The 15,059-nt window shown below is 39.7% G+C and carries 12 protein-coding genes and 1 pseudogene; 10 read left to right on the top strand and 3 right to left on the bottom strand.

Annotation, left to right across the window (positions count from 1 at the left end):
* The first annotated feature begins 39 nt into the window (after positions 1-39).
* Both rsxA and galE read left to right on the top strand, forming a co-directional pair.
* Positions 40-618 (top strand): electron transport complex subunit RsxA, encoded by a 579-nt coding sequence (rsxA, locus tag BACCELL_RS19310; RefSeq protein WP_007213702.1) that lies wholly within the window; start codon positions 40-42, stop codon positions 616-618.
* Between the two features lie 151 nt (positions 619-769).
* Positions 770-1,804, top strand: a complete 1,035-nt coding sequence (gene galE, locus BACCELL_RS19315; protein WP_007213703.1) for a UDP-glucose 4-epimerase GalE — start codon at positions 770-772, stop codon at positions 1,802-1,804.
* 352 nt (positions 1,805-2,156) lie between these two features.
* Here galE and ispE read toward each other — a convergent pair whose 3' ends face one another.
* The 3 genes from ispE to BACCELL_RS19330 all read right to left on the bottom strand — a co-directional run bounded on the left by ispE (position 2,157) and on the right by BACCELL_RS19330 (position 4,249).
* Positions 2,157-2,984, bottom strand: coding sequence for a 4-(cytidine 5'-diphospho)-2-C-methyl-D-erythritol kinase (gene ispE, locus BACCELL_RS19320; protein ID WP_007213704.1), 828 nt, complete (start codon positions 2,982-2,984; stop codon positions 2,157-2,159).
* 172 nt (positions 2,985-3,156) lie between these two features.
* The gene (locus BACCELL_RS19325; protein ID WP_007213706.1) at positions 3,157-3,855 is read right to left on the bottom strand and encodes a DUF4373 domain-containing protein; all 699 of its coding nucleotides are present in this window, start codon (positions 3,853-3,855) and stop codon (positions 3,157-3,159) included.
* Between the two features lie 28 nt (positions 3,856-3,883).
* Positions 3,884-4,249 carry an SH3 beta-barrel fold-containing protein gene (locus BACCELL_RS19330; protein WP_007213707.1) on the bottom strand — a complete coding sequence of 122 codons (366 nt, stop codon included), beginning with the start codon at positions 4,247-4,249 and terminating at the stop codon, positions 3,884-3,886.
* Between the two features lie 1,177 nt (positions 4,250-5,426).
* Here BACCELL_RS19330 and BACCELL_RS19340 point away from each other — a divergent pair.
* From BACCELL_RS19340 to BACCELL_RS19375, 8 genes and pseudogenes are all read left to right on the top strand, one after another.
* Positions 5,427-5,966, top strand: coding sequence for a UpxY family transcription antiterminator (locus BACCELL_RS19340; RefSeq protein WP_007213709.1), 540 nt, complete (start codon positions 5,427-5,429; stop codon positions 5,964-5,966).
* 23 nt (positions 5,967-5,989) lie between these two features.
* Positions 5,990-6,478: a UpxZ family transcription anti-terminator antagonist gene (locus BACCELL_RS19345; protein ID WP_007213710.1), complete on the top strand. Its 489-nt coding sequence runs from the start codon at positions 5,990-5,992 to the stop codon at positions 6,476-6,478.
* Between the two features lie 40 nt (positions 6,479-6,518).
* Complete coding sequence (locus tag BACCELL_RS19350; RefSeq protein ID WP_044154136.1) at positions 6,519-8,942, top strand: SLBB domain-containing protein; 2,424 nt, start codon at positions 6,519-6,521, stop codon at positions 8,940-8,942.
* A gap of 10 nt (positions 8,943-8,952) precedes the next feature.
* Positions 8,953-10,083: a Wzz/FepE/Etk N-terminal domain-containing protein gene (locus tag BACCELL_RS19355; protein WP_007213712.1), complete on the top strand. Its 1,131-nt coding sequence runs from the start codon at positions 8,953-8,955 to the stop codon at positions 10,081-10,083.
* 234 nt (positions 10,084-10,317) lie between these two features.
* Positions 10,318-11,762 (top strand): annotated as a pseudogene (locus BACCELL_RS19360) (lipopolysaccharide biosynthesis protein).
* 56 nt (positions 11,763-11,818) lie between these two features.
* Positions 11,819-13,198 carry an NDP-hexose 2,3-dehydratase family protein gene (locus BACCELL_RS19365; RefSeq protein WP_007213715.1) on the top strand — a complete coding sequence of 460 codons (1,380 nt, stop codon included), beginning with the start codon at positions 11,819-11,821 and terminating at the stop codon, positions 13,196-13,198.
* Between the two features lie 7 nt (positions 13,199-13,205).
* Positions 13,206-14,183 carry a Gfo/Idh/MocA family protein gene (locus BACCELL_RS19370; RefSeq protein WP_007213716.1) on the top strand — a complete coding sequence of 326 codons (978 nt, stop codon included), beginning with the start codon at positions 13,206-13,208 and terminating at the stop codon, positions 14,181-14,183.
* A partial coding sequence (locus BACCELL_RS19375; RefSeq protein WP_007213717.1) for a DegT/DnrJ/EryC1/StrS family aminotransferase occupies positions 14,173-15,059 on the top strand: 887 nt, incomplete at its 3' end. The genes BACCELL_RS19370 and BACCELL_RS19375, both read left to right, overlap by 11 nt.

Raw genomic sequence — 15,059 nt, forward strand, 5'->3', positions numbered from 1 at the left:
CTTTTAGTTTTTAATTTTTAATTCTTAATTTTGGAAAGTATGGAATATATATTGATATTTATTTCGGCAATCTTTGTCAATAACATCGTATTGTCGCAGTTTTTGGGTATCTGTCCGTTTTTAGGTGTATCCAAGAAGGTGGAAACTGCATTGGGTATGTCGGCTGCCGTGGCATTTGTGCTTACGATTGCAACTATAGTGACATTCCTTATTCAGAAATTTGTGCTCGATGCTTTTGACCTGGGTTATTTACAGACTATTACTTTTATTCTGGTGATTGCTGCACTGGTTCAGATGGTAGAGATTATTTTGAAAAAAGTATCGCCTTCTTTGTATCAGGCACTGGGTGTGTTTTTGCCTCTGATCACAACTAACTGTTGTATTCTTGGTGTTGCCATCCTTGTAATTCAGAAAGATTATGATCTGTTGACCGGTGTGGTTTATGCATTTTCCACAGCTATCGGTTTTGGCCTGGCGCTGACTCTTTTTGCGGGCTTGCGCGAACAGATGAGTTTGGTAAATATCCCGAAAGGAATGAAGGGAACTCCGATTGCTCTGATTACTGCCGGTCTTTTGGCTATGGCATTTATGGGTTTCTCCGGTGTTGTGAAAATCTGAAAAATAGAACATTAACTAATAGGTTAGGGGTAGAAGAAATTCTACCCCTTTCTTTTTTAGACTAAAAAAAACACTCTTTTTTTATTTTATCTAAATTAAATTTCGTAATTTTGCGGGCACAACGATGATAACCTAATAGAATAAATCACTGATGAAGGAAAGAATTTTGGTTACAGGTGGAACTGGCTATATTGGTTCACACACTGTAGTAGAACTTCAGAACGCAGGTTTCGAAGTAGTGATAATAGATAATTTGTCAAACTCTAGCGCCGATGTAGTTGATAACATCGAAAAAGTATCGGGTATTCGTCCGGCATTCGAGAAGTTGGATTGTTTGGATTTCGCCGGTCTTGACGCTGTGTTTACTAAATATAAAGGCATTAAAGCCATCATCCACTTTGCAGCCAGTAAGGCTGTAGGCGAATCGGTTCAGAAGCCGTTGCTTTATTACCGCAACAATCTGGTTTCATTGATAAACCTGCTTGAACTGATGCCGAAGCATGGAGTGGAAGGTATCGTATTCTCGTCTTCTTGTACTGTATATGGCCAACCGGATGAATTACCGGTGACGGAGAAAGCGCCGATCAAGAAAGCTGAATCTCCTTATGGTAATACAAAGCAGATCAATGAAGAGATTGTTCGTGATACTGTGGCTTCAGGTGCTCCTATCAATGCAATATTGCTGCGCTATTTCAATCCGATTGGTGCGCATCCTACAGCATTGCTTGGTGAATTGCCTAATGGTGTGCCTCAAAATTTGATACCTTATCTGACCCAGACCGCTATCGGTATCCGTGAGAAATTGAGTGTGTTCGGTGATGATTATGATACGCCCGACGGCTCTTGCATACGCGACTTCATTAATGTAGTCGATTTAGCAAAAGCACATGTGATTGCTATCCGCCGCATCTTGGAAAATAAACAAAAAGAGAAAGTGGAAGTGTTCAACATTGGAACAGGACGCGGTCTTTCAGTATTGGAATTAATTAATGCTTTCGAAAAGGCAACCGGCGTGAAGCTGAATTATCAGATTGTTGGTCGTCGTGCGGGAGATATTGAAAAGGTATGGGCCGATCCTAAATTCGCAAATGAAGAGTTGGGTTGGACAGCTGTTGAAACCATCGAAGATACGCTGCTCTCTGCTTGGAACTGGCAGTTGAAGCTTCGCGAAAGAGGTATTCAATAAGCATTAAAAGCGATTTTTGTTTTTATTAACAAATAGGACATGAACAAATGCTTCCCCGCATTTGTTTATATGTTGCAAATCAGCCTGACGCTGTTTATGTATATGTGAATATCCGTAACTAGTACTTATGCCTCCCCGGCATAGACAGGTAAGATTGCATAGTAGTTTTGTCGTGTTTTATTTTGTGTTTGTGTTGTGAATAAGCCTTGTCGGGAGACAGGGCTTATTTTTTTTGTTCACCAGTGAACAAAAAAATATCAGGGTCTGATAAAGGTTCAGTTGTAGCTTCTGGAAAATGGCATAAAAAAAGAGGCTGAATTTAGCCTCTCCAATATAGTTTTAATCAAGGTCGTTATTTTAATATTCCGCGGTATATAAATGTCTTCTCTCCAAAAGTATTGCTGGGTAATATGGCACTTGGTTCGAACAATCCAAAAACAGACGAACCGGAACCTGTCATGGAGGCATAAATAGCTCCTTGTTTATACAGGTCTTCCTTAATTTCCCTGATAGCTGGGAACTGGGGGAATACACTTTCCTCGAAATCATTCATCATCCATTCTTTCCATTTTTCTACAGGACGTTTCACTATCTCTTTTAGTGGCATTTCTTGCCGATGCGGTTTTATTTGAGCAAAAGCTTCCCGGGTGGAGACAAAAATATCCGGTTTAACTAAAACAATCTGATACCCTTTTAGGGATAAAGAGATAGGGGAGAAGACGTTTCCTATTCCTTCAGCGTATGTTGGGGCATTCCGAATGAAAAAGGCGCAATCTGCTCCCAATTTTGCGGCATATTCTTCTAAGGTCTCATCCGTGAGTGCCAGATTGAATTTTTCATTCAATAATTTCAGCATATAAGCTGCGTCAGATGATCCGCCGCCTAAACCGGCACCGGAAGGAATATGCTTGAACAGGTGAATATCCACGGGCGGCAGATTGAACTTTTCATCCAACAGCTTATAGGCTTTCACCACTAAGTTATTTTCAACTTCTCCTTCGATTTCTAATCCTGCCTGGTGCAATCGAAACTTCTCATTGCCTTCGTGCAGAATATTCACTTCTAGCGCGTCTTCTAGGGGAACAGGATAGAATACTGTTTCCAGATTATGATACCCGTCGGGACGCTTCTCTACAATGTTCAGTCCCAGGTTTATTTTGGCATTCGGAAATGTTATCATGATATTTAAAACGGTTTTTGTGTAGCAAATATACGAATTTGTTTAGAGTGGAAAGAAGAAAGCACCACAGATTTATCCAGATTCAAATAAACAATTGTTATCCAGTATAGATATTCTGTGAGAATCCGTGTAATCTGTGGTGGAAGAAGTGTAAACACCCTCTTTAGTTCTTTTAGTTTTGCAACAGCTTCAGAATATATTTTCCGGGCATCACAATCCTTGCTTTCATCTGCGGTGAGTTGTTGATGTCATAGAGTATTTTCCATATCTTTCCTTTCAGCTTTCCGAAATCCGTGAGTCTGAGGATGGCATTGATTTCCTTGATGACCGTTACTTTTTGACGTTGCAACTCTTCCATCAGTCCTTCATAATTATGCGTATTTTTGTTGAGTGCATACTCCGGTGGAAGAAGAAGAATCTCCTCATTCTTTCCTGTCTCCCTTTGGGGAGATATAGAGGGGGAGTTATTTATATCATTAGTCTGATTGATAGGTAAAGCGTCGCTTGCCATGCCTTCCCTGATTCTCTGTTGGTTAGCCAGTCCTCCACGTCTGCCCGATTCTCTGTTCGCTTCGCGCTTGGCTTCCAGTGGCCCCATGCGCCGTGTGAGTCCGGGCGATGAAAAGGTTGTGTCGTTCACCTCAAATAGTCCTGAATCGAAGATGATTCTCTTTAAGGTTGCTACTGTCACTCTCATTTTTCTTGCCAGTACGGGCAGTATTCTTACGTCTGCCTTATATCCATTCTGTACTCTAAGAAACTCCAGTATCATCCAGTAGATACCGTATCCTTTCATTCCTTCTTTCTGTATCATCATCATTATTTTAAAATTACTGCTTGCATTGGCGTCATGTAATAGATATGATTCCATAATCTCCTGATTTTTAAATTCTCCACTCTCAATTAACCACCGGTTTCCACTCCAGAAAATTCTCTATCTGGAATGTTCTCCATCCCTGCTGTTCTATATCCCAGTATACCACATGGTTCTGGATACGTTCAATGTCGTATTTTCGGTGGAAACAGGCTTCATAATATACGAGTGTGGCTCTTGCCATATAAAAATCTCCATTCTGCTTGCGATAGGCTATTAGTGCACATCCGTATGCCATATACTCAGTCAGTAGTCTAATTCGTCTTGTCATCCATGTGATGGTTTCATCTGATAAATCTGTTTCTTGTCTGATAAGTTTCTTCCATAGATTTTCTACTCTTTCGCTTTTCGTTACATGATTCGATTGGTGCCCCAACGTTTGTTTCTTCATTTTAATGAATTTAGTAGTTTATAAATGATTAATAATCAATCCTCTGCGATGGCTACACCCTTTGCTCCGGATAGCTATACCCTTTTTAGGTTAGGGCTACACCATCCGGGTGAAAGGGTGTAGCCCTTCCACAATCAGATTGACGGGGGCAAAGTTATGCCCTTTCTTTGTAGTAAACTATCAATGATTTATTGTTACATCATAACCATACGGATCTATGTGTTCGGTATCTTCCTTTTGTATTACTGCCCACATCTTTCTTAGTTCTGTCATAAAGCTGCTTATTTCCATTAAGTTATCTTGCCCTTTCTCGTGTTTTATGGCGTCGCCCGATTTGTACAAATGCATTCCTAAATCGCTTATGTTATTAATATTTTGACCTTTAAAATAGCCTAATTTGAAGCTTCTTAGAGCTCCTACACACAGATGAGTTTTTATACCTGCATAATACCGTTCAGCCAATAAATCCTCATCAACTATACTGATTTTACTTACTGTTCTGGTACTGCTTGTACTCTGATTTTCAACTTGATGAGATGTTTTCTTTACGTTAGATTCATTTTGAACCTCTTTTTTTTAATTTTTCCATATTGTATAATTTTTAATTATTGATTTAACTGATATTCACAGTTAAAAATGTTACAAAAATAGGAAATTAAAATTAGAGGGATAATAGAGTAGGGGGAAATACAGTAAATATAATCTTTTATGAGTAGTAAATAATTGTATACTAGATATATAAGTTTTAATTTGGAAAGTGTTCAAAAAACGTTCGTTTAATGGGCGCAAAGATAAAGGTGTTTTTCCGAATGACAAAATGTTTGATAAAAAATCTTCTTTAAATTGGATAAAAACAAAGCTAACTATCTGATTATAAGGAATAAATGAGGACTGGAAATATCTGTTAATATTTACTCATTTTATTCTTTTTCTATCTTCCGCTTTAAAAAAATATTGACGCCCATTAAACGAACGATTAAAAAATACTTTTTGACTGTAATCTGCTCGTTTATAGCTTTTTACCTATAAAGCATTGGACTGCTGTAGAAAACTCGTTGACAAGAGGAGCACAAAGCTTGTTGTATTTTACATAAAGTGCTCGCAAGTGATTGAATTTCAAGTGTATGCAAGAAGTTCAAAGCCCCGGAGGAACGCACTTTTCTGAAATAATCATAGAATGGAAGTGGAGAAAGAAACCCCAATATGGTATGCTATGCGTGCCACTTATCGTAGAGAGCCTGATGCTATGCGTTTGCTTGAAAAGGAAAAATTGGGTTGTTTCGTTCCCATGCAATACAAGATCAGTATAAAGAAAGGTAAGAAAGTGCGTGTTCTGGTTCCTGTCATTCATAATTTACTTTTTGTTCATGCTTGTCCTTCCGAGGTGAAGCGTATCAAATCACAAGTAACCTATTTACAATACATAACCGATACCCGTAGTGGTCAGAAGATTATTATCTCAGATAGCGAGATGCAGCGTTTTATTGCTGTAGCCGGTACTTACAATGATCATCTCATGTATTTTCAACCTGATGAACTGAATCTATCTAAAGGTACAAAAGTTCGTATCACGGGCGGTGACTTCGAAGGTCAGGAAGGTATTTTCCTGAAAGTAAAAGGGGCTCGCGATCGTCGTGTAGTTGTTGCGATACAAGGTGTCATAGCCGTTGCCATGGCTACTATCCATCCTGACCTTATAGAGGTAATTGACAGTTGATAACTCCAAAATCATAATTCTTTATGACTCTTTCCGAAGAAATAGTTTCTCTTCAGCGTGCAGCGCACGAGCTGATGTATTTGGGCATGGACGGGAGTCCGGTCTATAGCGATGACTTGTCCCGCCGTAACGGTGAAGTTTACCGCCTGACCACGGCTTTGTATAATTCCGGTGTCAAAGGTTCTACTGTGGAAGAACAGGCTAATGTTTGTCTGGCTCTTCTGATGGGTTACAACGCTTCATTTGTCGATCATGGTGAAAAGCAAATACATGTTCAGGAAGTTTTAAACCGTTGCTGGAATATCCTCGATTCACTTCCTGCTTCTTTATTAAAACTTCGTTTACTAACTGCCTGCTATGGTGAGGTTTTTGACGATCCCTTGGCTGATGAAGCTCGTACCATCATTGCTTCCTGGGATTCCGCATCACTTACTCCCGATCAACAGGAAGCTATCGCCGAGTTCCAGAATGTAGTGGATAATCCTTATCCTTGGGAATATATTGATGAATGAGAAAATCATCATGAAGAATAATTATCTTTATATATAAACTATGCGTCGATTATTATTATTTATCTTTTGTCTTTTTACTTTATCCGGTTTTGTTCATGCCCAACGCATGTCTGATGAACAGGTTGTTGAGTATGTAAAGAATGCACAAGCAGCAGGAAAATCCCAGAAGCAAATGACTACTGAACTGCTTCGCCGTGGTGTGACCCAGGAGCAGGTATTGCGGATTAAGTCCAGGTATGAGGCTACCAACAGTACTGCTGAAGGTACAGGTAATAAGCCCAACCAGATGCGTAAACACGCCGTGGCTTTGGATTCATCTTATGAAGCTGCAGAGTTGGAAGACCAGAAGGCTGTTATTGATGAAAAGCAGGATAGCAAAGCTCATCTGGAAATGTCTGCTAGGCAGATTTTCGGTCACAATTTATTCAGAAATACCAATTTAAGCTTTGAACCCAGCGCTAATCTTGCCACTCCGATAAGTTATCGTTTGGGTCCCGGTGATGAAGTGATTATAGATATTTGGGGTGCTTCGGAAAATACAATCCGCCAGACGATCAGTCCTGAAGGTGATATTCAGGTTAAGGATCTGGGTCCGGTTCATTTGAATGGGATGACGGTGAAGGAAGCCAACCAATATCTGCAACGTGAATTTTCTAAGATTTATTCGGGTATCGGTGGCAATGAGCCTAACTCTCAGATTCGGTTAACGCTTGGAGACACGCGTACTATTCAGGTAAACATCATGGGAGAGGTTTCCGTTCCGGGTACTTATTCTCTTTCTGCTTTTTCTACTGTTTTTCATGCATTGTACCGTGCGGGTGGTGTTAATAAAATCGGTAGTTTGCGTGGCATAAAGTTGGTGCGTAACGGAAAGACTATAGAAAATCTTGATGTCTATGAGTTTATCATGAAGGGTAAGATGAATGACGATATACGCTTGCAAGAAGGCGACGTTATCATTGTGAATCCCTATGAATCTCTGGTGGAGATTGTTGGAAAGGTGAAACGTCCAATGTACTACGAAATGAAGCCTACGGAGACTGTCGCTAATTTGCTGGAATACGCCGGCGGTTTTACAGGGGATTCCTACAAGAAAGCCATTCGTCTTATCCGTAAGAGCGGACGTGAGCATCAGGTTTTCAATGTAGATGAAATGGATTATTCCGTATTCCGTCTGGATGACGGTGATCTTGTAACCGTTGATGCCGTACTCGACCGCTTTGAAAACAAAGTTGAGATAAGCGGTGCTGTTTACCGTTCGGGACTCTATCAGTTGGATGGAGAGGTAAACACGGTAAAACAGTTGATAAAGAAAGCTGAAGGGCTTCGTGGCGATGCCTTTTTGAATCGTGTATTATTGGATCGTGAACATGAGGATCTTTCTCATGAAATTATAGCTATTGATTTGAACGGTTTACTCAATGGTACCGTTGCAGATATTCCCTTGCAAAAGGATGACCATCTTTATATCCCCAGTGTGAATGATCTGAAGGAGGAAGAGACCGTATCAATATATGGTGAAGTTCTAAATCCGGGAACCTTCCTATATTCGGACAAGATGACTATAGAGGATTTGGTTGTTCAGGCTGGCGGTTTGCGTGAGGCAGCGGCTACTACGCGAGTGAGTGTGACGCGCCGTATTAAAAACCCTAAGAGTACTGCTTACAGTAGTAAATTGGCGGAAACGTTTGCTTTTGATATAAAAGACGGTTTGGTGATAGGGGATGCGGATTTCTATTTGCAGCCGTTTGATATGGTTCAGATCCGCAGGAGTCCGGCCTATAAGGTGCAACGTACCGTTTCAGTATCGGGAGAAGTGTTGTTTAGTGGAAGTTATGCGCTTTTGAAAAAGAACGAGCGTTTGAGTGATTTGATAAAACGTGCGGGTGGTATAACTCCGGATGCTTACATAAAAGGCGGTCGTCTTATTCGCAGAATGAACGATGAAGAGCGTCGCCGTGAGAGGGATGCTCTGCGTATGGCACGTAATGGTGAGGGCAAAGACAGCATATCTGTTGCTAAGTTGGCTATAACAGAAACATATACCGTCGGTATAGATATGGAGAAGGCTTTGGCTAATCCGGGTAGCGACTATGATGTTGTTTTGCGCGAAGGTGATGTGATCTATATTCCTGAGTTTGTCAATACTGTTAAGATTAGCGGTTCGGTTATGTATCCGAATACGGTGGCTTGGGAGAAAGGTGCGAAGCTGAAGTATTATATCAATATGGCAGGTGGCTATGGTAATATGGCAAAGAAGAAGAAGGCTTATATTATTTATCTGAATGGTACTGTGGCGCGTGCAAAACGTAGTAGCGGTAAGCTTATACAGCCGGGTTGTGAAATCGTAGTACCCAGCAAGGCTGAGAAGCAGCACATGAAATTTGCAGAAATACTGGGTATCAGTTCCACTACTGCTACAATGGCGGCTATGGTGGCCACTTTGGTAAATGCTTTTAAATAGAATATGAATTATGAGTGAGGAACTTCAAAAGAACCCTTCTTCTCAAGAAGAAGAAATAGATTTGCTGGAGCTTGCATTAAAGGTCTGGGGGGAACGTAAGTTTATACTGAAGGCTTGTGGATATGCTGTACTGATAGGCTTGGTAATTGTATTTAGTATTCCCCGGGAGTATACAACTGAAGCCATGATTGCACCGGAATTGTCTGATAATAAAGGTACAGGTGGACTTTCTTCATTGGCCGCAATGGCGGGTCTTAATCTTAATGCCACGTCTGGTGCGGATGCAATATATCCTGATTTATATCCTAATATCGTTAGTTCTACTCCTTTTATTACGGGACTTTTTAATGTTCGTGTTAAGGATTTGGATGAAGAGGTTGATACTACACTTTATTGTTATTTGAATGAATATCAGCGTATGCCGTGGTGGTCATTGATAACTTCTGCCCCATTTAAGGCACTTGGTTGGGTTGTTTCATTATTAACAGATGAAGAAGATGATGGTATTTTTGATCCTTTTCATTTAACGAAAGAAGAAACTGATACTGCGAAAGAGTTAAGTGAGCGTATAAATGTTTCTGTTGATAAGAAGACGGGTGTTACGACTTTGTCTGTGACAATGCAGGATGCCCGTATTTCTGCTTGTCTTACTGATACTGTAGTACGTCGGTTACAAGACTATATCACAGAATATCGAACAACTAAAGCTCGTCAGGATTTTCAGTTTCAAGAGAAGCTTTTTGAAAGAAAAAAGAAAGAGTATGAGAAGGCTCAGGAGAACTATGCCAAGTTTGCTGATGCTAACAAGAATATTATTTTGTTGAGTTATCGTGCTGAACAAGAAAGGTTGGAAAATGAGATGCGTTTGGCATATCAGGTTTATACCTCTGTAGCGCAGCAATTACAAATGGCAGAGGCTAAAGTACAGGAAATTACTCCTGTATATACCATTATTGAACCATCCACTATTCCGATAAAGCCTTCAAAACCTCGTAAGGCTCTAATGCTTATAGGGATTGTGTTTTTGACGGGATTAGGTTGTGTCAGTTGGATATTATTTGGAAGGGATTTCTTTACTGAATTGAAGAACAGAAAAGAAGATAATAAAGTGAAATTGAAAGAAAATGAAATAGGCAGATAAATATGCATATAACTAGGGGTGAGAGATAACGCTATTTCTTAATGTAGATCTATGCGAAGATTCCTATAATTAATATAAATCAACTTAGCGTTTCTTTCTCCCTAGTTCTTTTTATGTATGGTTACATTGAATTGAATTTTATATATAATACATTTTGTTTTTTTATAAGCGTTTGGAAATAAGATCTTTGACGCTAATGTTTTTCAAATTCACTCAGGTCTTATTGGTTATTGTATGCAGGAATCTTTAAAAGATAAAACAGTTCGTGGTGTTGGTTGGAGTTTTATAGACAATATAGCTAGTTCGGGCATTACTTTTCTGGTCGGTCTCATCTTAGCTCGTTTGTTAACTCCTGAGGAATATGGGGTTATGGCTATGATAGCTATATTTATAGCTGTATCAAATTCAATTATTGATAGCGGTTTTTCTAATGCCCTGATACGTAAAGTACACATAAATCGTATTGACTATAATACCGTTTTTTATTTTAATATAGTAGTTAGTATTGTTTTATATATTTCTTTGTTTCTTGCATCACCGGCTATAAGTGTTTTTTTTAAAGAACCCATATTGATGGAGGTTATGCGAATAATAGGCTTTATTCTTATTATTAATGCATTATCCATTATACCTCGTACGATATTTGTACGGAATGTTAATTTTAAAACACAAACTAAAGTTTCATTAATCTCGTCTATAAGTAGTGGATTTGTTGGTATAGGTATGGCGCTTGCCGGAATGGGGGTATGGAGCTTGGTCGGTCAACAGTTATCCCGGCAATTATTGAATACTTTATTTTTATGGATTTTCTGTAAATGGCATCCTAATTTTGAGTTTTCAATAAAGAGTTTTAATGAGCTTTTGGTTTTGGATCCAAGCTGCTGTTATCCGGGCTTATAAATACTATTTATAAGAATATTTATTATATCATTATTGGGCGTTTTTATGCTTCTTCCATATTAGGACAATATACACGTGCAGAACAGTTTAATACAATATTCTCCAGCAACTTGACTACTGTTGTCCAACGTGTTAGCTATCCTGTATTAAGTTCAATTCAAGAGGAATCAGAACGATTGCGTGAAGCTTATCGCAAGGTTATAAAAACTACTATGCTGATAAGTTTTGCATGTATGTTAGGACTTGCAGCTGTTGCAAAGCCTTTGATTCTTATTTTAATAGGTGCAAAGTGGCTTCCTGCTGTTTATTTTTTACAAATAATCTGTTTTGCCGGTATGTTGTACCCTCTTCATGCTATTAATTTGAATATTTTACAAGTAAAAGGACGCTCTGATTTATTTTTAAAATTAGAAATAATAAAAAAAATAATAGCTGTAGGTCCAATTATGATAGGCATATATTGCGGTATTGAATATATGCTTTGGGGAAGCGTAGTAATCTCTTTTATTGCTTATTTTTTGAATAGCTATTATTCTGCAGGATTGATAGATTATCCTGCTATAGATCAATTGAAAGATATATTGCCTACATTTCTTACATCCCTTACCGTAGCTTTCATTATGTGGTGTGTCTCTTTGTTGGATTGGTCGGTTTATCTCCTTCTTCCGATCCAGTTAGTATTGGGAATTTTATTGGCATTTTTTATCTACGAGAAAATAAAGTTACCGGAGTACCTTGAACTTAAGCAACTTGGCATCTCCCTGTTAAAACGAAAGTAAACATGATTCGGGATAGAAAATAATATATCAGTAATAATTCAAGAAAAAATAGTACAATGGTAATTCGTTCTTTATTAACCATTCAGGGTACTTTGCATTCGCTGGATGAAATTCGTCTTTGGATTGAGAATCGCAATCGTTCAATCCATGTCTCAATCTCTCCTGTTCCTTTTTCTTCCCTGGATCACTGGTCTCAGGATGAAGATGGTACTTTAAGACATAGTTCCGGTCGTTTTTTTTCGATTGAAGGGATTCGTGTAGAGACAGACTATGGCTCCCTTTCCAGTTGGACGCAGCCTATAATTAACCAACCGGAAGTAGGCTATCTGGGGATTTTGACCAAGGAATTTAATGGTGTCCTTTATTTTTTGATGCAAGCAAAGATCGAACCCGGGAATGTAAATTGCGTGCAGATTTCTCCTACCTTGCAGGCTACTAAGAGTAATTATAGTCAGATTCATAAAGGGAAACAACCCCTGTACCTTGATTATTTTGTAAATGCAAGCCCTGACCAGATAATTCTTGACCAACTTCAATCCGAACAGGGAGCACGGTTTCTTCGTAAGAGAAACCGTAATATAATAATAAAAGTGGAGGAGGATGTTGAGGAGCATGATGATTTCCGCTGGATGACGCTCGGTCAGATAAAAGAGTTGATGCGTTATGATAATATGGTCAATATGGATACCCGTACCGTTCTTTCCGGTTTAAAAATCAGCGACTATTTATCTCTTGCAGATGATACGAGTCGTTTGTCTGTTTTTGGTAAGGACTTGCTTCTTTCTTCCGTAACGAATCACTGTCATTCTACGATATCCGAGCATCTTTCCTGGTTGTCTTCTTTAAAGTCCCGTTATGATTTGAAGGTACATCCTTTTCCTCTCCGGAAAATGACAGATTGGCGGGTATTGGCCGGTGAAATATCCCGTGAGGATGGAAAATACTTTAAAGTGGTTGGTGTGAAAGTTACCATATCTAACCGTGAGGTCTCTTCGTGGTGCCAGCCGTTGATTCAGCCGATGCAGCAAGGCATATGTGCTTTTATCATCAAAAAGATAAATGGAGTTTATCATTTTATGGTACAGGCAAAACTTGAATGCGGTAACTTTGATGTTATGGAATTGGCTCCTACAGTGCAATGTCTGACAGGTAATATTCCTTCTTCCCGAAGTGCCCGTCCGCCTTTCCTTGACCTTGTGCTTGAGTCTTCCGGATCTCAGGTGCTTTACGATACTTTACAATCTGAAGAAGGGGGGCGCTTCTATCATGAGCAAAACCGTAACATGCTTGTTGAGGTGGATGATTCTTTTCCTCTCAAACTCCCTGAACGTTATCGCTGGATGACTTTAGGACAAATCTATCAGTTCTTGCGTTTCAATAATTATCTGAACATTCAGTCCCGCAGTTTGATAGCGGCTCTAAATTATTTATCTTAAATACCAAATGATTAAAAAGTATAAAGTGGGTGTGCTTGGATGTGCCCATATTGCGATCCGCTCCCTTCTTCCCGCCTTTTCATCATCTGAACGCTTTGAACTGGCTGGCATTGCCAGCCGTGATTTTCACAAAGCCCAACTTGCAGCTGCCCCTTATCATTGTGTTGCTTACGGTAGCTATGAAGAGCTGCTGGATAATGAGGATATCGAATTGGTATATATTCCGCTTCCGACAGGTTTACACTATGAGTGGATCCATAAAGCTTTGGAAAAAGGAAAGCATGTGATGAGTGAGAAATCTCTGTCGTGTACTTATGATGAGGTTCGGGAGCTTGTTGAACTTGCCTGTGACAAACATTTGCTTCTGATCGAGAACTTCCAGTTTCGTTTTCATTCCCAGCATGTTTGGGTAAAAGAACTTTTGGAAAGGCATGAATTGGGTGATCTCCGTTGTTTCCGCTGTTCCTTCGGCTTCCCCCCTTTTGAGGATCGGAATAATATCCGCTATTCGAAATCTCTTGGCGGCGGATCTTTGCTTGATGCGGGAGCTTATACCTTGAAAGCTATGCAGTTTATACTTCCTGATTATAGTTTTAGTTTGCGTTCCGCTTCTTTATACCAACCTTCTGATATGGATGTTGATTTGTATGGTGGGGCGTACCTTGACAGTCCTCAAGGTGTCATTGCAGAGCTTGCTTTCGGTTTTGATAATTATTATCAGTGCGGCTATGAAATTTGGGGCAGTCTTGGTAAATTGACTACCACCCGTGCGTTCACTGCTCCTGCCGGTTTTACTCCGAAAGTAATCTTGGAAAAGCATGGACGTTGCGAAGAGATTCTCTTACCTGCTGATGATCATTTCTCAAATATGCTGGCGCATATTGCTCACAGTTTGGATACAGGAGAGTTCTCAGGTGAATATATACAGAATTTGAATCAGTCCCGGTATATCGGGCAAATAAAAGAATATTGTTATGGCAAATAAAAGTATCTATGTAACGATGCCTACTTTGGCACCGTTGGAAGAAGTGACTCAGCTTATGCAGGGTATTTGGGAGCGTGGTATTATGACGCATAACGGTCCCCTTGTACAACGTTTTGAGAAGGAAGTTGCTGATTATCTTCACTTGCGTAATATTGTTTCAGTGACCAATGGTACTATTGCCATTCATATGGCTATCCGTGCCTTGGGGCTTAAAGGCGAGATCATTACTACTCCTTTTACTTTCATCGCTACAATCAGCTCCATTATTTGGGAGGGTTGTACGCCTGTCTTTGTTGATATTGATCCTGATACATTGAATATGGATCCGTCTAAGATTGAGGAAAAGATCACTGAACATACTTGTGCAATTCTTCCCGTACATGTTTTCGGTAATCCCTGCGAAGTCGATCAAATTGATGCTATAGCTAAGAAGCATAACTTGAGGGTGATTTATGATGCTGCGCATGCTGTGGGGGTGAATTATAAAGGCAGGTCAATATTTGAGTACGGTGATATTTCCACAACGAGCTTTCATGCCACTAAGATGTTGAATACGGCTGAGGGAGGTGCCTGCTTTGCCTTGGACGATGAATTGCATGAAAAGTTGAAGCGTTTGCGTTTCTTTGGTTTTGATGATCGTAAGGATGTTGTGGATGATGGTACTAATGGAAAAATGACCGAAGTTCATGCGGCTATCGGCATTGCCAATTTGCGTTATCTGCCGTCTGCCCTGGCTGATCGTCAAGAAAAGTATATGCTGTATAAAGAGATACTTTCTCAATGTCCTGAATTGAAGTTTCAGCGTATCAATGAGGCTTGTAACTATAGTTATTTTCCAGTGATATTTCCTTCGGAAGCAACGCTTCTCTCTGTTGA

The organism is Bacteroides cellulosilyticus DSM 14838 (assembly GCF_000158035.1).
GTDB lineage: Bacteria > Bacteroidota > Bacteroidia > Bacteroidales > Bacteroidaceae > Bacteroides > Bacteroides cellulosilyticus.

What these genes read in the sequence shown, in the direction of transcription:
- rsxA (WP_007213702.1), top strand. Translation starts at nt 40, where the DNA reads ATGGAATATATATTGATATTTATTTCGGCAATCTTTGTCAATAACATC.
- galE (WP_007213703.1), top strand. Translation starts at nt 770, where the DNA reads ATGAAGGAAAGAATTTTGGTTACAGGTGGAACTGGCTATATTGGTTCA.
- ispE (WP_007213704.1), bottom strand. Translation starts at nt 2,984, where the DNA reads ATGATAACATTTCCGAATGCCAAAATAAACCTGGGACTGAACATTGTA.
- BACCELL_RS19325 (WP_007213706.1), bottom strand. Translation starts at nt 3,855, where the DNA reads ATGGAATCATATCTATTACATGACGCCAATGCAAGCAGTAATTTTAAA.
- BACCELL_RS19330 (WP_007213707.1), bottom strand. Translation starts at nt 4,249, where the DNA reads ATGAAGAAACAAACGTTGGGGCACCAATCGAATCATGTAACGAAAAGC.
- BACCELL_RS19340 (WP_007213709.1), top strand. Translation starts at nt 5,427, where the DNA reads ATGGAAGTGGAGAAAGAAACCCCAATATGGTATGCTATGCGTGCCACT.
- BACCELL_RS19345 (WP_007213710.1), top strand. Translation starts at nt 5,990, where the DNA reads ATGACTCTTTCCGAAGAAATAGTTTCTCTTCAGCGTGCAGCGCACGAG.
- BACCELL_RS19350 (WP_044154136.1), top strand. Translation starts at nt 6,519, where the DNA reads ATGCGTCGATTATTATTATTTATCTTTTGTCTTTTTACTTTATCCGGT.
- BACCELL_RS19355 (WP_007213712.1), top strand. Translation starts at nt 8,953, where the DNA reads ATGAGTGAGGAACTTCAAAAGAACCCTTCTTCTCAAGAAGAAGAAATA.
- BACCELL_RS19365 (WP_007213715.1), top strand. Translation starts at nt 11,819, where the DNA reads ATGGTAATTCGTTCTTTATTAACCATTCAGGGTACTTTGCATTCGCTG.
- BACCELL_RS19370 (WP_007213716.1), top strand. Translation starts at nt 13,206, where the DNA reads ATGATTAAAAAGTATAAAGTGGGTGTGCTTGGATGTGCCCATATTGCG.